This is a genomic window from Kribbella sp. NBC_01484, assembly GCF_036227145.1.
GTDB lineage: Bacteria > Actinomycetota > Actinomycetes > Propionibacteriales > Kribbellaceae > Kribbella.
Genome location: NZ_CP109437.1, coordinates 8236959 through 8252599, shown reverse-complemented (window position 1 = coordinate 8252599; position 15641 = coordinate 8236959). Strand labels below are relative to the sequence as shown.

Here is a 15641-nt window from a genome sequence, read left to right as displayed (position 1 = left end):
CGCGATGTTCGAGGTGCGGATCCATGGCCGAGGTGGCCAGGGTGTGGTGACGACGGCCGAGTTGCTGTCCGTCGCGGCGTTCACCGAGGGGCGGCAGGCCCAGGCGTTCCCGACCTTCGGGTCGGAGCGGACCGGCGCGCCGGTGGTGGGCTTCTGCCGGATCGACGACCGGCCGATCCGCACGCACGAGCCGGTGGCGGAACCGGATGCGGTGATCATCCAGGATGCCGGCCTGATACACCAGACGGAGGTGTTCGCCGGACTTCGTGCCGACGGCTACCTCCTCATCAACACTTCGTGGTCGCTCGTCGAGCTGGGCCTGGATGCGTATGTCCAACGGTTCCGGCCGGAGCGGGTGATGACGATCCCGGCGACCGAGCTGGCCCTGACTCACCTGGGCCGTCCGTTGCCAGGTGCCGTACTGCTGGGCGCCTTCGCCGCGCTGACCGGCCAGGTCCAGCTCGAATCGGTCACGACCGTGGTCGAGGACCGCTTCTCCGGTTCCGTTGCCTCCGGCAACGTCGCCGCCGTGCGCGCCGCCTACGGCCTGGCGCGCAGCCAACTCGAGGAGGCATCCGGTGTTCACACAGATTGAGGGTTCGCGCGGTGTCGCCGAGGCTGTCGCCCGCTGCCGGCCCGAGGTGATCTGCGCGTATCCGATCTCCCCCCAGACGCACATCGTCGAGGCGCTCAGCGTGCTGGTCGCCTCCGGTGAGCTGACGCCGTGCGAGTTCGTCAACGTCGAGTCGGAGTTCGCCGCGATGTCGGTCGCCATCGGCGCGTCGGCGACCGGCGCCCGCGCCTACACCGCGACCGCGAGCCAGGGTCTGTTGTACATGGCGGAGGCGCTCTACAACGCCTCCGGGCTCGGCCTGCCGATCGTGATGACGGTGGCCAACCGCGCGATCGGTGCCCCGATCAACATCTGGAACGACCACAGCGACGCGATGTCGCAGCGCGACTCCGGCTGGATCCAGCTGTACGCCGAGAGCAACCAGGAGGCGCTCGACCTGCACATCCAGGCGTTCCGGATCGCCGAGACGCTGTCGCTGCCCGTGATGGTCTGCATGGACGGGTTCGTCCTCACCCACGCGGTCGAACGCATCGACCTTCCGAGCCAGGAGGTGGTGGACGGCTTCGTGCCCCCGTACGAGCCGCGGCAGCTCCTGGATCCGGACGAGCCGGTGTCGATCGGCGCGATGGTCGGCCCGGACGCGTTCACGGAGGTCCGCTATCTGGCGCACACCAAGCACTTGCGGGCGCTCGAGGTGATTCCCCAGGTGGCGGCCGAGTTCGCCGCGACCTTCGGCCGGGATTCCGGTGGTCTGGTCCGGGATTACCGCTGCGCGGACGCGGAGACGGTCGTCATCGCGCTCGGCTCGGTGCTGGGGACGGTGAAGGACACCGTGGACGAGCTCCGCGACGAGGGCGTGAGCATCGGTGTGCTGGGCGTGACCTCGTTCCGGCCCTTCCCGTTCGAGGCCGTGGGTACGGCGCTGCGCGGTGTGAAGCGGGTCGTCGTCCTGGAGCGGGCGCTGGCGGTCGGCATGGGCGGGATCGTGGCAGCCGACGTACGGATGGCTTGGCCCGGTGAGCCCTGCACGGTGATCGCCGGCCTCGGCGGTCGTCCGGTCACGAAGAAGTCGCTGCGCGCGTTGTTCGCCGACGCGGTGGCGGACCGGCTGGAGCCGCTGACGTTCCTGGACCTGAAGCGCGACCTGGTCGAGCGCGAATTGCGCCGGACAGGCTGAGAGGACAGATCATGCCAGTACAACGGATCAAGTTCTACCAGACCGGCAGCTTCGCGGTGGGGAACCGCCTGCTGGACCCGGATCAGCAGTCCGTCCAGGCCGACACTCGGCGGACGAACTCGCTGAACTCGGGACACCGCGCCTGCCAGGGCTGTGGTGAGGCGCTCGGCGCCCGCTACGTGCTCGATGCGGTGATGCGTGCCACCGGCAACCAGATGGTGGCGGTGAACTCGACCGGCTGCCTGGAGGTCTTCTCGACGCCCTTCCCGGAGTCGTCATGGCAGATTCCCTGGCTGCACTCGCTGTTCGGCAACGCGCCGGCGGTGGCGACCGGTGTCGCGGCGGCGCTCAAGGCGAAGGGCCGGACCGACGTACGTGTCGTCGGGCAGGGTGGCGACGGCGGGACTGTCGACATCGGGCTGGCCTGTCTGTCCGGAATGTTCGAGCGCAACGACGACGTGTTGTTCATCTGCTACGACAACGGCGGTTACATGAATACCGGCGTCCAGCGGTCCGGTGCGACTCCGCATGGCGCGGCGACCACCACGACCCCGGCGGGCAACTCGTTCGGTCAGGGCAAGAATCTTCCGGAGATCGCGATGGCGCACCGGATCCCGTACGTCGCCACGGCGACCGTCGCGGATCTGCGCGACCTGGAGTACAAGGCGAGCCGCGCGATGGAGTTCCACGGCGCGCGCTACCTGCACGTGCTGGTGCCGTGCCCGCTGGGCTGGCGGACCGCCTCCGACGAAACGATCCGCGTCGCCCGGCTGGCCACGGAGACCGGCGTCTTCCCGGTCTTCGAGGCGGTCGACGGCGTGGTGTCCGACGTGACGAAGATCCGCCGGGTCCGTCCGGTCACCGATTACCTGCGACCGCAGGGACGCTTCGCGCATCTGTTCGGCGACACCCCACGCGAGGACATGGTCAACAAGATCCAGGCGGAAGCGGACCGGAACATCCGGATCTTCGGCCTGACCGAACCCGACGAGGTGAGTTAGATGCCCGAGGCAATCAAGCACGGACCGTTGCCGTTCGCGATCACGCTGGACGTGGGCTCGAGCCTGGCGAACAAGACCGGCTCCTGGCGGACCGAGCGGCCGGTGTACCTCGATCGGATGCCACCGTGCAACGACGCATGCCCGGCCGGCGAGAACATCCAGGAATGGCTGTCGCACGCCGAGGCGGGCGACTATGAGACCGCCTGGCGGCAGATCATGGTCGACAACCCCTTCCCCGCCGTGATGGGCCGGGTCTGCTACCGGCCGTGCGAGACCGCGTGCAACCGCGCCACGCTGGACGAGCCGGTCGGCATCAACTCCGTCGAGCGATTCCTCGGCGACGAGGCGATCAAGCAGGGCTGGTCCGTCGCGGTCGAGGCGCCGCCCAGCGGCAAGCGGGTGCTGATCGTCGGTGCCGGTCCGTCCGGACTGTCGGCGGCGTACCACCTGGCGCTGCTCGGCCACGAGGTCACGGTCCGGGACAATTCGCCGGAAGCCGGCGGCATGATGCGCTACGGCATTCCGTCGTACCGGCTGCCGCGGGACGTGGTGGACGCCGAGATCCAGCGGATCGTCGACCTGGGCGTCCGGCTCGAGCTCGGTACGCCGGTCACCGAACTGACCGGGGAGCTCGCCGAGTTCGACGCCGTCTTCCTGGCGGTCGGGGCGCACGTCGGACGTCGTGCCGACATCCCGGCCGGCGACTCGGCACGGATCGTCGACGCCGTGTCGTTGCTGGCCGGACTCGAGAGCGGCGAGGAGCCGCTGCTCGGCCGCCGGGTCGCGGTGTACGGCGGCGGGAACACCGCGATGGACGTCGCGCGCACGGCTCGCCGCCTCGGCGCCAGCGATGCGGTGGTGGTCTACCGGCGAACGCGCGAGCGGATGCCCGCTCACGACATCGAGGTCCAGGAGGCGCTCGAGGAAGGTGTTCGGATGCGCTGGTTGTCGACGATCGTCTACGCCGGCGAGGATCGGGTGCTGATCGAGAAGATGCGGCTGGACGACACCGGCTTCCCGCAGCCGACCGGTGAGTTCGAGGAGCTCGACGCGGACTCGGTCGTGCTTGCGCTCGGCCAGCAGGCGGAGCTCTCACTGGTCCAGGATCTCCAGGACGTGCGGATCACCGACGGTGTGGTCGAGGTCGACACCCGGATGATGACCGGCCACGCCGGGCTGTTCGCCGGTGGCGACATGGTCCCCGGTGAGCGCACCGTCACGGTTGCCGTCGGCCACGGTAAGAAGGCTGCCCGGAACATCGATGGCTGGCTTCGCGGTACGACGTACAACCATCCGGACCGGCCCGCGTTGGCGAGTTACGACCGGCTCAACACCTGGTACTACGCGGACGCGTCGGCGACCCTACGGCCCCAGCTCGACGTGGCCCGGCGGATCACGACCTTCGACGAGGTGACGGGCGGACTGACCGCCGAGAACGCGCTCTTCGAGGCCCGGCGCTGCATGTCCTGCGGCAACTGCCTCGAGTGCGACAACTGCTTCGGCGTCTGCCCGGACAACGCGATCATCAAGCTCGGCCCCGGTCAGGGCTACGAGATCGACCTGGACTTCTGCAAGGGCTGCGGCCTCTGCGCCGCCGAATGCCCGAGCGGAGCCATCACCATGGTCCGCGACCGCTTCTGACGGTCGAGGTCCGTCGAGCCCGCGGTGACGGGACGTTCGGCCCTGCCCGCTGTTGCGGGGAGAGTCGACAGTGAAGGTATGAGGCGATCGTCGACTGATCAGCGGCCGTTGGGGCCGGAGCTGATCGACCGCTGGCTGGGCGACGGGCTGATCACCAGGGGTCAGGCCGAGCGGATGCGCGCCGACCTCGGTCTGAGCTCGGCGCGGCCGGCACCTGTCGAGCCGGTGTCGCCGTCGTCAGTTCGGGCCGCGCCGATCGCCGGCCCGCCTCAGCGCGATCGCACCTCGCTGATGATCGAGGCGCTTGCTTACCTCGGTGGTGTGATCGTTCTGGTGGCCGCCGGACTTCTCGCCGCCCAGTACTGGGATGCGTTGTCCGCGGTTGCTCAACTCGGCGTGGTCAGCGGGGGAGCGGCGTTACTGCTGGTCGCCGGAGTGGCGGTGCCGAAACACCTCGGAGCCACGAGTGTCCGCCTGCGGTCCGTTCTCTGGCTGCTCTCCACCGCCGCCACCGCCGCGTTTCTCGCCCTCTTCGCCGACCTCGTTCTGGACCTGCGCGGCGACGACATCCTGCTCGTGTCCAGCGCGGGAGCAGCCGTGCTTGCGGCCGCGCTCTGGTGGCGGCTACCGATCTTTCCGCAGCAGGCCGCGTTCTTCATCGCTCTGATGGTTGCCGCGGCTGCGACAGTCGCGCAGGCGACCGACAACCCGCAGGTGCTTGGACTGCCGGTCTGGGTGCTGGGCGTGGTGTGGTTCGCGCTCGGCTGGCGCGGCCTGCTGAAGCCGCGGCGTTGGGTCTTCGCCGCCAGTGCGGCGGGCATGCTGGTCGGGGCGGCTATCACGCTGGCCGCCGATGCAGGCATGGTGCTCGCGCTCTGCACCGTCCTGGCGATCGTTGTCCTGGCCGTGCTGTTCCGCGATCTGCTGCTGCTCGGAGTCGGCGCCTTCGGAGCGCTCAACATCCTGCCGTCGGTGATCACCGAGTGGTTCCCAGGAGAGCTTGCGCCGCCGCTGGTGCTGCTCGGTTTCGGCGGACTACTGGTTGCGGCAGCCGTCTACACAGCCACAAGGGGGAAACCATGAGTCAGCAATCGGCGACCGTGCAACTGACGGTCCGAGGACACGTACCGGACGAAAGCGCCGACTACGCGATCGGCAAGCTGCAGCACGTCGTCAGCCGTACGCCGGACCGCGTCCAGCAGGTCCACGTCGTCATGAGCTTCGCGGCGAATCCCGCTCACGAGACGCCGGCCGATGTCGAGGTCGAGGCCGTGGTGGGCGGCGCGTCCGTGCATGTCCACGCGGCGGCAGCGACGCTGGCCGAAGCCGTCGACGAGGCGGCCGACCGGCTCCAGCGGCAGCTCACCGACCTGCGCGAGCGCGGACGTTCCCGGCGCCGGATCGGCGCACCGCGGTCAGCGGCCACGGCCACGTCCGAGCCCGTCGGCGACCTGACCGAGGAGCAGGAGGATGGCTGACCCCGAACTCGGACGGCCTCCGGACGACCGAGGCCCCGGGTGGTCGTAGGTCCCGGCGCGTGCGGGTAGGACGGCTCTGCCGGAGCGGTGCCGGTTGGACGAGATTGGAAGTGAGCCTGGGGACATGGGTCCCGGGAGGCTCGACCGGGAGGTGAACAATCATGCAGACGCGGGCGCCGTTGAGTGAACTCGGACTGAACTGCGGGAAGAAGACACGGTTGCGGCGGATCCTGTTCGATCATGGGCTGCGGAACGGGACGGCGTTGTTCCTGCCGTACGACCAGGGCCTCGAGCACGGGCCGCGGGACTTCTTCGCGAATCCGCAGGCGTCCGACCCGGCGTACATCGTCAAGCTGGCGATCGCCGGCGACTTCAACGGGATCGCGATCCAGATCGGGCTGGCGGAGAAGTTCTTCTGGGACTACGCCGGCGAGATCCCGCTGATCCTCAAGCTGAACGGCAAGACCGACATCCCGTCGGACGAGGCCGCCCTGTCGCCGGTGCACGCGAGCGTCGAGGACGCCGTCCGGCTCGGTGCGGACGCGGTCGGCTACACCCTCTACGTCGGTTCGCCCGCACAGGAAGCGGATTTCGCGCAGTACCGGCGGATCCGTGCCGACGCGGAGCGGTTCGGGATGCCGTTGATCGTGTGGGCGTACCCGCGCGGCGCGGCGATCGAGTCGAAGGGTGGCACGGACTCGTTCTACGCGGTCGACTACGCCGCCCGGGTCGCGAGTGAACTCGGCGCCGATGTGGTGAAGGTGAACTTCCCGCATCCGGACAAGCGGGACAACGTGAAGCCGCCGTACGAGGAGATCTTCAGCTCGCAGCAGGCGATCGACTCGGTGGTGCGGTCCGCGAACCGCACGCTCGTGCTCGTGTCCGGCGGAACGAGGGCCGGCGACGACGCGATGTACCGCAAGGCCGAGCAGGCGATGGACGCCGGCGGTCTGGGACTGATCTTCGGTCGCAACATCTGGCAGCGCGGCTACGACGAATCGCTGGCCTTCGTCGACGGGCTGAAGGAGATCCTCGTCCAGCATCCGAGTCACTGAGGGGAACAGATCGATGGACAAGTACATTCTCGTAGGCGTCGACGACACGCCCGAGAGTCGGCTCGCGCTGCACTGGGCTGTCGAGGCGGCCAAGGGTCGCGGCGCGGCGGTGCGGGTGGTCCGCGCCTATCTGAACGAGCTGAGCCGGTGGCCGGCGCTCGGTGTCGAGGGCTATGTTCCACCTCCGATGCCGATGGAGGAGTACCAGCGCGAGGTCGAAGCCGCGGTGCAGTACGCGCGGGACCGGCTCGGCTACGAGGGCGGATCCGGATGGCTCGCGAACAACGACCCGGCGCACGCGATCCTCACCGAGGCCGGGAACGCCGACATGGTGGTGGTCGGAACCAGGTCACGGAACAAGATGTCGGCCGTCGTCCTCGGTTCGGTGGCGACGTCGGTCGCGGCGAAGGCGCCGTGCCCGGTGGTCGTGGTGCGCGGTGAGCGCCGCACCGGACCGGTCGTCGTAGGCACCGACGGTTCGGCGGAGTCGGAGCAGGCGCTGGCCTTCGGGTTCGAAGAGGCCGCCCGGACCGGGCAGCCACTGAAGGTCGTGTACTGCTGGCATCCGCAGGATCAGCATGCCGATTCGATCGAAAACACCCAAGGACTGCTGAAGAACTGGCTGGCCGAGAGCCTCGCGCCGTACCTGGACAGGTACCCGACCGTGCGGGCGCAGGCCTTGGTGATCGAGGGCCGGGCCGGCGCACAACTCGTCGAACTGTCGGCAACAGCGTCGCTGGTGGTGGTCGGTTCTCGCGGCCGCGGCGGTGTCGCCGGTCTGCTGCTGGGATCCGTCAGCCAGAGCCTCCTGCACCACGCGGACTCGCCGGTCGCGATCGTCCGCCGGCATGAGGAGTCATGATGCGTCACCTGTTGACAGTCGCCGACGTGATGACGACCGAGGTGGTGGTCACCGTCGCCAACGACACGGCTCCTGCCGATACGGCCGGAACGTTCTACTAGGAGCCACGGTTCGGTGACCACTACAGAACTGCTTGCGACAGAACAAACAACTGATCCGCGCGAGCCCACCGATCGTCTGTTTCGTGATCTGCGGACGACACCCGACGGCCTGACGGATCGGGAGGCCCAGCGCCGTTTGGAGGCGTACGGGCCGAATGAACTCACCCGGCGACGGGGGAGTGGCTGGGTGGGTGAGCTGGTCCGGCAGCTCACCCACCCGCTGGCCTTGTTGCTGTGGCTCGCCGCCGTCCTCGCGGTGGTCGGCGGTACGGTCGTCCTCGGGGCGGCGATCGTGGTGGTCATCCTGCTCAACGCCGGGCTCGCGTTCGCGCAGGAGCGCCAGGCAGAGCGCGCGGTCGAGGCGCTGGCCGCCTACCTTCCGGTGCTGGCGACGGTGGTCCGCGACGGTGTGACCAAGAGCGTCGAGGCGCGCACCCTGGTGCGTGGCGATGTCGTTGTCGTTGCGGAGGGCAACCGAATCTCGGCCGACGTCCGGCTGTTCGCCGGAGCGGTCGAGATCGACAACTCGACGCTGACCGGCGAGTCGGTGCCGGTGATCCGCTCGGCCGACCTGACCGATGTCTCGGGCAACGTTCTGGATGCCGGCGATCTCGCCTTCAGTGGCACGAACTGCACCGCTGGCGAGGCCAGAGCGGTCGTGTTCGCGACCGGGATGCACACCGAGCTCGGCCGGATCGCCGCGATGTCGCAACGAGTCACGCGCGAGGACAGCCCGCTGGAGCGTCAGGTCAAGCGGGTGGCATGGCTGATCGCCGCTGTCGCGGTCGGTGCGGGGTTGCTGTTCCTGCTCCTCGGGGTGACTGTGACCGGCCTGTCGGTGCCGGACGCACTCAACTTCGCGATCGGCCTGCTGGTGGCGAACGTCCCCGAGGGCCTGCTCCCGACGATCACGCTGGCGCTCGCGGTCGGCGTACGGGTGCTGGCCCGGGCCGGTGCCGTGGTGAAGCGCCTGTCGGCGGTGGAGACGCTGGGGTCGACGACGGTGATCTGTACGGACAAGACCGGCACGCTGACGCAGAACCGGATGCACGTGACGGACGTGTGGACACCTTCGGGGCCGGTCGCTCTGCAGCCGGCGACCACCGGCGCAGTCCGGCGGCTGGCCGAGGCGCTCGCCCTGTGTTCCAACGCTTCCCACGATCAGACCGGCGCCGACAGCGGTGATCCGACCGAGGTGGCCTTGCTGCGGGCGGCGGCCGAGCTCGGCGTGGACCTGGATGTCGGGTCGCGGGCGAAGGGCCGGATCGCCCACTTCGCCTTCGACCCTTCGGTGCGGCTGATGTCGACCGTCGACCGCGCCGGCGACGCGATGACCGCGCATGTGAAGGGTGCGCCGGAGGAGGTCCTGGCCCGGTCGACGCAGTTCGCGACGACGTCCGGGACCGAGCTGCTGACCGATGCCGCCCGGGCAGAGTTCGGCCGGACGTTCGCGGAGTTCGAGAGCCGCGGTCTGCGGGTGATCGGCGTCGCGGACCGAGCTGTCGATCCGGCAGCGGTGCCGGCCGTGCGGGTCGAGGCAGAGCGCGACCTGGTGTTCCTGGGGGTGGTGGCGATGCTCGACCCGCCGCGGCCCGAGGTCGCCGCCGCCGTCCGGCGCTGTCAGGCGGCAGGCATCCGGCTGATCGTGGTCACCGGCGACAACGGCCTGACCGCGGCTGAGATCGCCCGGCAGGTCGGCATCGGTCGCGAGGGTACGACGGTCGTGACCGGAGCGGAGCTGGACCGGATGACCGAAGCCGAACTGGACCGGTTGCTCGCGGAGGGCAACGAGCTGATCTTCGCCCGGAGTTCCCCCGAGGCGAAGCTGCGGATCGCCGACGCGTTGCGGGCCGAGGGCAACGTGGTCGCGATGACCGGAGACGGCGTCAACGACGCTCCCGCGCTGCGCCGGGCGGACATCGGGGTCGCGATGGGAGCCTCGGGCACCGATGTCGCGCGCGAGGCGGCCACGATGGTGCTGACCGACGACGACTTCGCCAGTATCGTCACCGCGGTCGAGTCCGGCCGCCAGGTCTACGACAACGTCCGCAAGTTCATCGTCTACATCTTCGCCCACGCGACCCCGGAGGTCGTCCCGTTCCTGATCTACGCCCTGTCCGGCGGCCGCATCCCGCTGCCGCTGACGGTGTTGCAGATCCTGGCGATCGACCTCGGGACCGAGACACTGCCGGCCCTCGCCCTCGGACGCGAGCCGGCCGAACCCGGCCTGATGGATCGCCCGCCGCGGCGCCGCGGCGACGGCGTGATCAACGCAACGATGCTGGCCCGGGCTTGGGGGCTCCTGGGCGGCTTGTCGGCACTGCTGGTGATGGGAGCCTTCTTCTGGACACTGCTGGCCGGCGGCTGGCGCCTCGGCGATCCGACCGGCACCGGTGATCCGTTCCATCACCTCTGGCTGCAGGCGACCACGATGTCGTTCCTCGGCATCGTCGCCTGCCAGATCGGCACCGCCTTCGCCGCCCGCACGCAGTACGCCTCCCTCCGCACCATCGGAGTCACCTCGAACCACCTGCTGCTGTGGGGGATCCTGTTCGAACTCGTCTTCGCGGCTGTGATCGTCGGCGTACCCCTGCTGGCGTCGATCTTCGGCATGGCCGTCCCACCGGCCTCCTACCTGCTGCCGCTGCTCGCCTTCCCCTTCATCGTCTGGGGCGCGGACGAACTGTGGCGGCTGATCCGTCGCCGGCGCCGGTCGGCACACGGGCTCGGGATGTCGTCATCATGAACGCGATCTTCGACTGGCTCGCCGGACTGCCCGCGTGGCTGGTGATCGCGGCGGTGCTTCTGTTGCCCGCACTCGAGGCGTCGACGTTCCTCGGGCTGGTCGTCCCCGGCGAGACCGCGGTGATCATCGGCGGGGTGGTGGCGCACGCGGGCGGTCTGCCGTTGTGGGCGGTGATGGTCGCGGCAGCCGTCGGTGCGATCGCCGGAGACCAGGTGGGGTTCCTGGTCGGGCGCCGGTACGGTCCCGGCCTGCTCGGTCGGCTACCGCGCCGGCTGCGGCACGAGGAGAAGATCGGGCCTGCGCTCGACCTGATCGCCCGGCGCGGCGCGGTAGCTGTGCTGATCGGCCGCTGGACCGCCGCCTTCCGGGCGCTCGTGCCGGGGATCGCGGGGATGAGCCGGATGGGGCGCGTGGCGTTCACCGTCGCGAACGTCATCGGTGGAGTGATCTGGGCCGTCCTGGTCGCCGGCGGAGGCTACCTGGCCGGGGCGTCGTACCACGCCCTCGAACAGCGCCTCGGACTCGCCAGCGGCGTGCTGCTCGGCCTGTTCGTCTCGGGCCTGGTCGTGGGGCTGATCGTCCGCCGGCGGCGCCGTCGGCGGATTCGTTGAGCTCCACGTCGTACCGTTGCCGCATGACGGCGAGGCGGAGCTGGGTCGAGCAGATCATGGGTCTGCCGATCAGCGTTCTGGCCCGCGGGGAGCAGGCGGACTCCGAGCGGGCGGATGCGGCGGTGCGGGAGGTCTTCGCGGAGCTGGTCGAGGCCGATCGGGTGTTCTCGCCGTACAAGCCTGACAGCGCGGTCAGTCGGCTGGCGCGCGGCGAGGTGGGCTGGGACGACGTGGATCCGGTGGTGCGCGAGGTGGCCGAGCGCTGCGAGCGCGCCCGCGACCTGACCGGCGGGCTGTTCGATCCGGAGCTGCCCGGTGGCGGATGGGATCCGTCGGGGCTGGTGAAAGGCTGGGCGGTCGAGCGCACCGGGGAGCGACTGCGGGCCGTCTCCGAATTGGACTGGTGCCTGAACGCCGGAGGCGACGTACTGGTGCTGTGCCCGAGCAACCATCCGTTCACGATCGGGATCCAGGACCCGCGTGATCCCGGGCGTGTGGTGGCCGCCGTGGCCCGGACCGATGGAGCGGTGGCGACGAGCGGTACGGCGGCCAGAGGCGCGCACCTGTACGACCCACGGACCGGCGCGCCTGTGATGTCCCGATGGCTGTCGGTGTCGGTGAGCGGTCCGTCGCTGGAGTACGCCGACGTGCTCGCGACCGCCGCGTTCGTGGCGGGAGAGGAGTGGCCGGCAGTGCTCGACGCGCTGCCCGGCTACGAGGGCCTGGGCATCCTTGCTGACGGCAACCTCCTGGCGACACCCGGCTGGCCCGCGGGCGGATCGGCGGCAGAATGACCGCGATGAAACGCATCCTGTTGATCGAGGACGACGCCGATCTGGCCGGTCTCCTCGACCGGGTGCTCGCCGACGAGGAGTACGCCGTGACGCGAGCGGGCGACGGCCAGACCGGACTGCACCTGGCGTTGACGCGGTCCTTCGATGCGATGATCGTCGACCGTGGCCTGCCCGCCGTCGAAGGCCTGGACCTGATCGCCCGGCTGCGCAGCCGCGGCGTCGTCACGCCGATCTTGGTGCTGTCTGCGCGGAACAGCACCGAGGACCGGGTCGAAGGCCTGGACGCCGGCGCCGAGGACTATCTGGCGAAGCCGTTCGAGCTCACGGAGTTGCTGGCGCGGCTGAGGGCCCTGCTGAGGCGTCACCTCGACCACGCCGGTCAGCTGGCCGTTCCGGGCGGCTCCCTGGACGTCGCCAGCCGCACGGTCCGGCAGGCGGGCGGCGGCACGGTCGAGCTGTCCGAACGCGAGGCGGCGTTGCTGGCGCTGCTCGCGGCGCGGCCGGGTGTCGTGTTCAGTCGCGGCGAGCTTCTCGATCGGGTCTTCGACGACGCGGAGTCCGAGACCGTGGTGGACACCTACGTCCACTACTGCCGGCGCAAGCTCGGGCGCGGAGTGATCAGCACCGTGCGGGGCCTCGGCTACCGGTTGGGGAGCACATGAGTGGGCGGCCGATCGGTGACGAGGTCCTCGTCCGCAGAGCCGCTCGTGGCGTTGCCGTCCAGGTCGCGGCTCTGGTCGCCGTGGCGATGCTGCTGCTGATCGCTCTGGTCACGGTCGTCGTGGTTCGCGGTCAGGCGGGTTCGGCCGACGATCTGCTCCGGTCCGCCGTGGCGACCGCCGATGACGTCGGCGATCCGCCGGCCGGCACGTGGCTGGCCATCACCGGTGCGGCCGGTACGACCGTCACGCCGGGGCTGCCGGACGAGCTGCTCCCCGAGCTGGCCGCGCTGCGCGGCGGTGCAACCCGTGGCGTTCGGCTGACTACAGTGGAGAACGACGACGGCGAGTACCGCATCGCCACCGGCATCCGCAAAGGTGAGCCTGTGCAGGCTGTGCTCAATCTGGCGACGGCGCATCAGGAGCGCGTCCGCCTGCTCCAGGCGATGGGATTCGCGTCGGCGCTCGGTCTGTTGTTCGCCGCGCTGCTGGGCGTCCTGATCGGCCGTCGCGCCGTCCGGCCGCTGGCCCAGGCGCTCACCCTGCAGCGGGCGTTCGTGGCCGATGCGGGCCACGAACTGCGTACGCCGCTGACGTTGCTGAGCACGCGCGCACAGGTGCTCGATCGCACGCTGCGTCGCAACAGCTCGAGCGACGAGATCCTGCGCGACTCCGGCGGCGTCGTCGAGGACGCGAAGCGGCTCGGCGAGGTCGTCGACGACCTGCTGGCCGCCGCCGACCCCCGCGGCGCCGAGGGCCACGAACCGGTCGATCTCGCCCATATCGCGGCGGAGGTCGCGGACAGCGCGGGAGCCCATGCCGAGCAGGCCGGCGTCTGGCTGCGGTGGCATGCGGACGAGGGCAACCTGCTGGTCCTCGGCGCGGCCAGCGCGATCCGCCGCGCGACCATCGCGCTGGTCGACAACGCGATCGACCACACACCGGCCGACGGCGAAGTGCGGATCGCCGTACGGCGGCATCGGCGGGACGTGATCCTGGCCGTCAGCGACACCGGTACCGGGATCGGGCCGGAGGAGGCACAACGGGTGCTGCGCCGGTTCGACACGGGCGGTCATCGTGCGGGCCGGGCGCATTACGGACTCGGCCTCGCGCTCAGCCACGATGTCGCGAACCGGCATGGCGGCCAGCTCCGGCTGGCGCCGAGCGAGATCGGCGCGACGTTCGAGCTGGTCCTGCCCGCGATCGAGGATCCTGGGCAAAGGAAGGACTAAGATTCCGCGGGCATCGTCGGAGTATGACCAACGGCGGTGTTGTCCCGGCGATGAGCCGGCGTCGCATCGCGCATGTCCGGCGGAGGTCTCCCCGTACGCCGGCCTGGTGGCGCGACGCCGTCGGCGTCCTGTGCTGGGCCAGTGTGCTGGTCGTGGTCGCCCTGTGGTTGTCGGGGCGAGGCGCTCAGCTGCTCGCGGCCGGGCCGGCGGATCTGCTGACGTCGCTCGGTCGGCTGTCCGGCCTGGTGGCCGCGGACCTGTTGCTGGTGCAGGTGTTCCTGATGGCCCGGGTGCCGATGATCGAGCGCAGCTACGGCCAGGACGAGTTGGCCCGCAGGCACCGGCTGGTCGGCTTCTGGTCCTTCAATCTGCTGATGGTCCACGTCGCCTTGATCCTCGGGGGATACGCGCTCCGGGACCACAACAATCTGCTGCGCGAGACGTGGAACGTCGTCACGACGTACGGCGGGATGCTCCTCGCGGTCGCGGGAAGTATCGCGCTGACGCTCGTCGTCGTCACCTCGGTGCGGGTGGCTCGCCGGGCCTTGCGCTACGAGTCGTGGCATTTGCTGCACCTGTACGCGTACGTCGGGGTGGGCCTGTCGGTGCCGCACGAGATCTGGACCGGCGCGGACTTCACGACCTCGGCGTTGGCGCGGGTGTACTGGTGGTCCGCGTACGCCGTCGCACTCGCCGCGATCCTGGTCTACCGCGTCGCCTTGCCGGTCTGGCGGACGCTCCGGCACGGGCTCACGGTCCGCGAGGTCGTCCGCGAGGGTCCCGGCGTGGTGACAGTTCTACTGGCCGGTCGTGGCCTGCACCGGATGCCGGTCCAGGCCGGTCAGTACTTCGTCTTCCGGTTCCTCGACGGCCCGGGATGGTCGCGCGGCAATCCGTACTCGCTGTCGGCCTCGCCCGCGCCGGACCGCCTGCGGGTGACTGCCAAGGCGGCCGGTGACGGGAGCAGCCGGCTGGCCGGGTTGCGGCCGGGCACCAAGGTCGCGATCGAAGGCCCGTACGGGCGGCTGACCGGCGAGCGGCGGGTCACCCACAAGGTCGCGATGTTCGCCTGCGGCATCGGCATCACACCGCTGCGGGCCTTGCTGGAGGAGCTCGCGTACGAACCAGGCGACGCCGTCCTGGTGTATCGCGCGCACGATCTCGACGACCTGGTGTTCCGCGACGAGCTCGAGCAGCTGGCCCACCGCCGCGGGATCGCGATGCACTACGTCCTCGGCCGGCGGATCCGGAACCGGAAGTCCTGGCTGCCGGAGAGCGCCGCGGCGTGGACCGACGAGGACGCCATGCAGCAGCTCGTCCCCGGCATCAGCCAGTACGACGTCTACGTCTGCGGCCCTGACCTGTGGATGGACGCGGTGTGCGCGGCGGCCACCGGAATCGGCCTGCCGCCGAACCAGCTGCATCAGGAGCGGTTCTCATGGTGAGAGGAGTACGTGCGTGAGGCGCGGGATCAAACTGGTCATGTCGGCCGCGACCCTGGTGGTCGTCGGCGTCGCACTGCGGGCGAGCGCCCAGCCGCACTCGTCGGCCGCGGTGGTGTCGTCCGCTCCGGCCGGGCGGTCCCGGCACGCGCCGACTCGTCCGACGCCGCTGCCTCCGAACCGGTCCGGGACCCGGACGGCGCCGCCGAGCCGACCGAGTCCCACCGACGACGACTCGGATCGCCCAAGCCCTTCCGCGACACGCCCG

General features: G+C 70.1%; 15 protein-coding genes. 14 read left to right on the top strand and 1 reads right to left on the bottom strand.

All coding sequences use genetic code 11. The features are described from left to right. Positions 1-4: 4 nt before the first annotated feature. The 14 genes from OG555_RS39865 (at position 5) to OG555_RS39800 (ending at position 15376) form a co-directional block, all read left to right on the top strand. Positions 5-595: a 2-oxoacid:acceptor oxidoreductase family protein gene (locus tag OG555_RS39865; RefSeq protein WP_329478851.1), complete on the top strand. Its 591-nt coding sequence runs from the start codon at positions 5-7 to the stop codon at positions 593-595. Next, positions 579-1751, top strand: coding sequence for a transketolase C-terminal domain-containing protein (locus OG555_RS39860; RefSeq protein ID WP_329478849.1), 1173 nt, complete (start codon positions 579-581; stop codon positions 1749-1751). The genes OG555_RS39865 and OG555_RS39860 overlap by 17 nt, the downstream gene beginning before the upstream one ends. An 11-nt stretch (positions 1752-1762) precedes the next feature. Continuing rightward, complete coding sequence (locus tag OG555_RS39855) at positions 1763-2752, top strand: thiamine pyrophosphate-dependent enzyme (protein ID WP_329478847.1); 990 nt, start codon at positions 1763-1765, stop codon at positions 2750-2752. Next, positions 2753-4393 carry an NAD(P)-binding protein gene (locus OG555_RS39850; protein ID WP_329478845.1) on the top strand — a complete coding sequence of 547 codons (1641 nt, stop codon included), beginning with the start codon at positions 2753-2755 and terminating at the stop codon, positions 4391-4393. 78 nt (positions 4394-4471) lie between these two features. Next, on the top strand, positions 4472-5476 hold the full coding sequence (locus tag OG555_RS39845) for a DUF2157 domain-containing protein (protein ID WP_329478843.1): 1005 nt from the start codon (positions 4472-4474) through the stop codon (positions 5474-5476). Continuing rightward, positions 5473-5871 (top strand): HPF/RaiA family ribosome-associated protein, encoded by a 399-nt coding sequence (locus OG555_RS39840; RefSeq protein WP_329478841.1) that lies wholly within the window; start codon positions 5473-5475, stop codon positions 5869-5871. The genes OG555_RS39845 and OG555_RS39840 overlap by 4 nt, the downstream gene beginning before the upstream one ends. A 161-nt stretch (positions 5872-6032) precedes the next feature. Further along, positions 6033-6926: a class I fructose-bisphosphate aldolase gene (locus OG555_RS39835; protein ID WP_329478839.1), complete on the top strand. Its 894-nt coding sequence runs from the start codon at positions 6033-6035 to the stop codon at positions 6924-6926. Between the two features lie 13 nt (positions 6927-6939). Then, positions 6940-7788, top strand: coding sequence for a universal stress protein (locus OG555_RS39830; protein ID WP_329478837.1), 849 nt, complete (start codon positions 6940-6942; stop codon positions 7786-7788). A 114-nt stretch (positions 7789-7902) separates the two neighbouring features. Then, a complete protein-coding gene (locus OG555_RS39825) occupies positions 7903-10635 on the top strand; it encodes a cation-translocating P-type ATPase (protein WP_329478835.1) in 2733 nt (910 codons plus the stop codon). Beyond that, entirely contained in the window at positions 10632-11246 is a 615-nt protein-coding gene (locus tag OG555_RS39820; RefSeq protein ID WP_329478832.1) for a DedA family protein, read from the top strand. Before OG555_RS39825 ends, OG555_RS39820 begins: the two co-directional genes overlap by 4 nt. Positions 11247-11269: 23 nt before the next feature. Further along, positions 11270-12040 carry an FAD:protein FMN transferase gene (locus OG555_RS39815; protein ID WP_329478830.1) on the top strand — a complete coding sequence of 257 codons (771 nt, stop codon included), beginning with the start codon at positions 11270-11272 and terminating at the stop codon, positions 12038-12040. Positions 12041-12045: 5 nt separating this feature from the next. Further along, on the top strand, positions 12046-12702 hold the full coding sequence (locus tag OG555_RS39810; protein ID WP_329478828.1) for a response regulator transcription factor: 657 nt from the start codon (positions 12046-12048) through the stop codon (positions 12700-12702). Beyond that, positions 12699-13931: a sensor histidine kinase gene (locus tag OG555_RS39805; protein WP_329478826.1), complete on the top strand. Its 1233-nt coding sequence runs from the start codon at positions 12699-12701 to the stop codon at positions 13929-13931. Before OG555_RS39810 ends, OG555_RS39805 begins: the two co-directional genes overlap by 4 nt. 23 nt (positions 13932-13954) lie before the next feature. Continuing rightward, positions 13955-15376: a ferredoxin reductase family protein gene (locus OG555_RS39800; protein WP_329478824.1), complete on the top strand. Its 1422-nt coding sequence runs from the start codon at positions 13955-13957 to the stop codon at positions 15374-15376. Here OG555_RS39800 and OG555_RS39795 read toward each other — a convergent pair. Continuing rightward, positions 15368-15598 carry a hypothetical protein gene (locus tag OG555_RS39795; protein WP_329478822.1) on the bottom strand — a complete coding sequence of 77 codons (231 nt, stop codon included), beginning with the start codon at positions 15596-15598 and terminating at the stop codon, positions 15368-15370. The genes OG555_RS39800 and OG555_RS39795 overlap by 9 nt on opposite strands. Positions 15599-15641: the final 43 nt, after the last annotated feature.